The organism is Novosphingobium sp., from assembly GCF_049240505.1.
GTDB lineage: Bacteria > Pseudomonadota > Alphaproteobacteria > Sphingomonadales > Sphingomonadaceae > Novosphingobium.
Genome location: NZ_JBMLSM010000152.1, coordinates 1 through 5347 on the forward strand (window position 1 = coordinate 1; position 5347 = coordinate 5347).

At 61.8% G+C, this 5347-nt stretch carries 5 protein-coding genes; all 5 read right to left on the reverse strand.

Annotated features, from left to right (window positions below):
• On the reverse strand, positions 1-2267 hold a 2267-nt coding region (locus tag ACOVQ0_RS12530), incomplete at its 3' end, for a 2-oxoglutarate dehydrogenase E1 component (protein ID WP_421884933.1).
• A gap of 131 nt (positions 2268-2398) precedes the next feature.
• The gene (locus tag ACOVQ0_RS12535; RefSeq protein ID WP_421884935.1) at positions 2399-2692 is read right to left on the reverse strand and encodes a GIY-YIG nuclease family protein; all 294 of its coding nucleotides are present in this window, start codon (positions 2690-2692) and stop codon (positions 2399-2401) included.
• 126 nt (positions 2693-2818) lie between these two features.
• Entirely contained in the window at positions 2819-3709 is an 891-nt protein-coding gene (gene sucD, locus ACOVQ0_RS12540; RefSeq protein WP_168852666.1) for a succinate--CoA ligase subunit alpha, read from the reverse strand.
• Positions 3706-4356, reverse strand: a complete 651-nt coding sequence (locus ACOVQ0_RS12545) for a hypothetical protein (RefSeq protein WP_421884937.1) — start codon at positions 4354-4356, stop codon at positions 3706-3708. Before ACOVQ0_RS12545 ends, sucD begins: the two co-directional genes overlap by 4 nt.
• Positions 4353-5315 carry a malate dehydrogenase gene (mdh, locus tag ACOVQ0_RS12550; RefSeq protein WP_421884939.1) on the reverse strand — a complete coding sequence of 321 codons (963 nt, stop codon included), beginning with the start codon at positions 5313-5315 and terminating at the stop codon, positions 4353-4355. The genes ACOVQ0_RS12545 and mdh overlap by 4 nt, the downstream gene beginning before the upstream one ends.
• Positions 5316-5347: the final 32 nt, after the last annotated feature.

A 5347-nucleotide genomic window follows, 5' to 3' on the forward strand; every position in this document is an offset into this window, starting at 1 on the left:
GCCGGCGTGGTGATGTTGCACACCTGGATGTTGTCTTCGGCGCAAAGCTGCAGGAACCGCTCTGGCCGTGCCGAAGAGTGTTCCGGCCCCTGGCCTTCGTACCCATGTGGCAGCAGCATGACGAGGCCATTGGCGCGCAGCCACTTGGCTTCGGATGCGGCAATGTACTGATCGATCACGATCTGCGCGCCGTTGGCAAAGTCGCCGAACTGCGCTTCCCACAGCACCAGGCTCTTCGGGTCCGCGCTGGCATAGCCATATTCGAAGCCCAGCACGCCATATTCCGAAAGCGTCGAATCCAGCACTTCGAACGTGCCGTGCGGCAGCGTCTTCAGCGGCACGAACTTGCGTTCGTCCTTCTGATCGACCCACACCGCATGGCGCTGGCTGAATGTGCCGCGTCCGCAGTCCTGCCCGGAAAGACGCACGCCATAGCCTTCGGTTACAAGGCTGCCGAATGCCAGCGCTTCACCGGTGGCCCAGTCAAAGCCCTGTCCGCTGGTGAACATCTCGCGCTTGGCATCGATCACGCGGCCCAGCGTCTTGTGGACGGTAAGGTCATCGGGAACCGTGGTCAGCGTGCGGCCAAGGCTGTCGAACAGCTTCTGATCGATGCCTGTGGCCACGTTGCGGCGTGCAGTGACCGGATCGGCAGGCTTGTTCAGCCCCGACCAGCGACCGCCAAACCAGTCGGCTTCGTTCGCCTTGTAGCCCTTCGAAGCTTCGAACTCGGTTTCCAGCGTCGCGGTGAAGTGGCTCTCGATTTCGCCCTTGTAGTTGGCGTCGATCACGCCATCGGCCACGAGCCGCTTGGCATAGATATCGCTCACGCCCGGATGCTGGCGGATCTTCGCATACATCAGCGGCTGCGTGAACGAAGGCTCGTCGCCCTCGTTGTGGCCAAAGCGGCGATAGCACCACATGTCGACCACGATATCGCGGCCGAACTTCTGGCGGTAATCGATCGCCATCTTGCAGGCGAAGGTCACGGCTTCGGGATCGTCACCGTTGACGTGCAGGATCGGCGCCTGAACGCCCTTGGCCACGTCCGAAGGGTACGGCGACCCGCGCGAGAACTGCGGGCTGGTGGTGAAGCCGATCTGGTTGTTGATGATGAAGTGGATGCAACCGCCGGTGTTGTACCCGCGCACGCCCGAAAGGCCGAAGCATTCCCACACGATGCCTTGCCCGGCAAAGGCGGCATCGCCGTGGATCAGCACGGGCAGCACCTGCTTGTGGCGGGCATTGGGACCAACGTCATCGCCGATATCGTCGCGGAAAACCTGCTGCGCGCGGACCTTGCCCAGCACGATGGGGTCCACCGTTTCAAGGTGCGACGGGTTCGGCACAAGGCTCATGTGAACCTTCGTTCCGTCGAATTCGCGGTCGGTGCTGGTGCCGAGGTGATACTTCACGTCGCCCGACCCACCCACGTCTTCGGGGTTGGCGGTGCCGCCCGAAAATTCGTGGAAGATCACGCGGTACGGCTTGGCCATCACGTTCGCCAGCACGTTCAGGCGGCCACGGTGGGCCATGCCATAGACGATCTCGCGCACGCCAAGCTGGCCGCCATACTTGATCACGGCTTCCAGTGCCGGAATCATCGATTCGCCGCCATCCAGACCAAAGCGCTTGGTGCCGACGTACTTCTTGCCGAGAAACTTCTCGTACTGCTCACCACGCACCACGGCGGCGAGGATCGCCTTCTTGCCGTTGGGGGTGAAGTCCACCGACTTGTCACCGCCTTCAATGCGATCCTGGATGAAGCGGCGCTCCTCCACGTCGGCGATGTGCATGTATTCAAAGCCGATATGCCCGCAATAGTTCGCGCGCAGGATGGCAACGAGTTCTTCCAGAGTGGCCCATTCAAGGCCCAGCACGCCGCCGATGTAGATCTTGCGCTTGGCATCTGCGGCGGTGAAACCGTGATATTCGGGCGAGATGTCGGCAGGCAGCTTCTGACGGGCAAGGCCCAGCGGATCAAGGTCGGCGGCAAGGTGGCCGCGCACGCGATAGGTGCGGATCAGCGTCATCGCGCGGATAGAATCCATCGCGGCCTGCTGCAGCGCGGCTTCATCCAGCGGCGCGCCAGCCTTTTTCGCGGACTTTCCGATAGCGAGCTTGAGCGCCATCGGATCCATCGCCTGAGTTAGATCGTCGCCCGCAGCCGCGTCGGTGATCGGCCACCGCTTGCTGGCCCAGGAAGGGCCGGGTTGCGGACCTTCCTGCGAAGGGTCGACATCAAAATCGTGCAGTTCAGAACCCATTACCAACTCCTTGTCCCCCCGGGGAGGATGGGGGCTTCGGACAAAACGCAAATCACCCGATAAAAAAGCAACCGCACCCCCGCGAAGGCGGGGGCCTCAGTCGGCCTAAAGCGACCTCAAAAGAGAGCCGCTCAAGGCATCAGGCCATCTTCGAACAGATCCCGCCATTCCGGGTTCCGTTCTTCGATCCGAGCGACCTTCCACGCCCGGTTCCACTTCTTCATCCGGTGCTCGAACGTCCGCGCATCGTGGATGCAGTCGAACCTCTTACACCAGACGAGCCGTTCGCAGTTGTAATCACGGGTAAAACCCGGAACCGCTCGGCTTCGATGTTGAGCAACCCTCTGTGAAAGGTCGCTCGTAACACCGATATACAAAACTCCACCCGGCTTGTTCGTCAGTATGTAGACGTAGCCGGGCTTCATTCGTTCAAAACCTAGCCTCAAAAACTACTGCTCCCCCGCGAAGGCGGGGGCCTCAGTCGCTTTACGCTGATGTTCCGTAAACCTCCTGAGGTCCCCGCCTTCGCGGGGACGCACAAGATTTTGGCCTCAGACGCGCTCTTTCAACACTTCGGCCAGCGTTTCACCCAGCAGCGAAGGCGAGGACGAAACCTTGATGCCAGCGGCTTCCATCGCTGCGATCTTGCTTTCCGCATCGCCCTTGCCGCCCGAAACGATGGCGCCAGCGTGGCCCATGCGGCGGCCCGGAGGTGCCGTGCGGCCTGCGATGAAGCCGGCCATCGGCTTCTTGCGGCCACGCTTGGCCTCGTCGATCAGGAACTGCGCGGCCTGTTCTTCGGCGTCGCCGCCGATTTCGCCGATCATGATGATCGACTTGGTGGCGTCGTCCGCCAGGAACAGTTCCAGCACGTCGATGAAGTTGGTGCCGTTCACCGGGTCACCGCCGATGCCGACAGCCGTGGTCTGGCCAAGGCCGATGGCCGAGGTCTGGAAAACCGCTTCATAGGTCAGCGTGCCCGAACGCGAAACTACGCCGACCGAACCTTCCTTGAAGATCGAACCCGGCATGATGCCGATTTTGCACTGGTTCGGCGTCAGCACGCCGGGGCAGTTCGGACCGATCAGGCGGCTCTTCGAACCCGAAAGGGCGCGCTTTACCTTCACCATGTCCAGCACCGGAACGCCTTCGGTGATCGCCACGATCAGTTCCATCTCGGCGTCGATCGCTTCGAGGATGGCATCGGCGCAGCCCGAAGGCGGCACGTAGATGCACGATGCGGTCGCACCGGTCGCGGCCTTGGCTTCTGCCACGGTGTTGAACTGGGGCAGGCCGATATGATCGGTGCCGCCCTTGCCGGGGGTCACGCCACCAACCATCTGCGTGCCGTAATCCAGCGCTGCCTGCGTGTGGAAGCTGCCGGTCTTGCCGGTCATGCCCTGCGTGATGACCTTCGTGTTCTTGTCGACGAGAATGCTCATGGCTTGTCGATCTCCAAAGTTTGCGCCTTCAGCATCACACCGGAAATCGGCATGGCCATCGGCAACGTTGTTCCTTGCGCCAGATGCGCGGCTTCAAATTCATTCTGGCCGGTTGCCATGCCGGGATTCCACGTTGCGATCGTGAACCCTGCAATCGGCTCTTTCATGTCTTCGGGCGCGCGGCCCATGAACGCAACCAGCACTTGTGCTGACAGCGGTTGCTGCGCGGTAAAGTCGTACATCCGGCAGCCCTTGGCCGTAACGCCTTCTGTCTTTGCGCCGGAAAAGGCCAGGAAAAGCTCACGCCCAGCCAGTTCACGCCGCAGCAGACTGCCCTTGAGCATGGTCATGCCCTCGGCCTTGCCTGCCATGTCTTCGCCAAAGCGGACAAGCCGCCCGCCGGGCGTGGAATCGTCTACGGGTATTTCGACCCAGCCTTGTGCCACTGCACTGTCGCGCGCGGTGCCGAAATCGGCAAAGCTGCTGCAGGCGGCGCGGAACGAGGACAGGATCTGATCACCCGGATAAGTTGCAGCACTGCCGTCGCCGGTGGCGGCCACTGCATAAGCAGGACCGGCCACCAGTGCGGCAACTGCCATGATCGATGCGATCAGGCGCTGCAAAACCGGGCGATCAGGGCGGGTCACGCCAGCGAAGGATCGATGCCCTTGCAGGCGTCCAGCAGTTCCTTGACCGCATCGACCGAAACTTGAAGGTTGCCCTTGGCTTCATCGTCGAGTTCGATCTCGATCACCTTTTCCACGCCGTTCGCACCGATCATGACGGGCACACCGACATAGAGGCCGTCAACGCCATACTGGCCATCGACGTAGGCGGCGCATGGCAGGATGCGCTTCTGGTCGTTGAGGTAAGCTTCGGCCATCGCAATGCCCGAAGCTGCAGGTGCATAGAATGCCGAGCCGGTCTTGAGCAGGCCGACGATTTCGCCGCCGCCCGAACGGGTGCGCTGCACGATGGCGTCGATGTTTTCCTGCGTGGACAGGCCCATCTTGACCAGATCAGGAACGGGGATGCCGTTGACAGTCGAATACTGCGTGACCGGAACCATCGTATCGCCATGACCGCCGAGAACGAAGGTGTTCACGTCGCGGATCGAAACGCCGAATTCCCATGCAAGGAAGGTGCTGAAGCGGGCCGAATCGAGCACGCCAGCCATGCCGACAACCTTGTTGGCGGGCAGGCCGGAGAATTCGCGCAGTGCCCACACCATCGCGTCGAGCGGGTTGGTGATGCAGATGACGAATGCGTCGGGCGCGTTTGCGGCAATGCCTTCGCCCACCGACTTCATCACCTTCAGGTTGATGCCCAGCAGGTCGTCACGGCTCATGCCGGGCTTGCGGGCGACACCGGCGGTTACGATGATCACGTCTGCACCGGCAATATCGGCATAATCGTTGGTGCCGGTGATCTTGGCGTCGAAGCCTTCGACCGGGCCGCACTGCGACAAATCGAGCGCCTTGCCCTGCGGCACGCCTTCCACCACGTCGAACAGGACGATATCGCCCAGTTCCTTCTGGGCTGCGAGGTGGGCGAGCGTGCCCCCGATATTGCCTGCGCCGATAAGCGCGATCTTCTTGCGTGCCATGCTCTACGGTCCTTTCCCGTTCGCGGGGACAA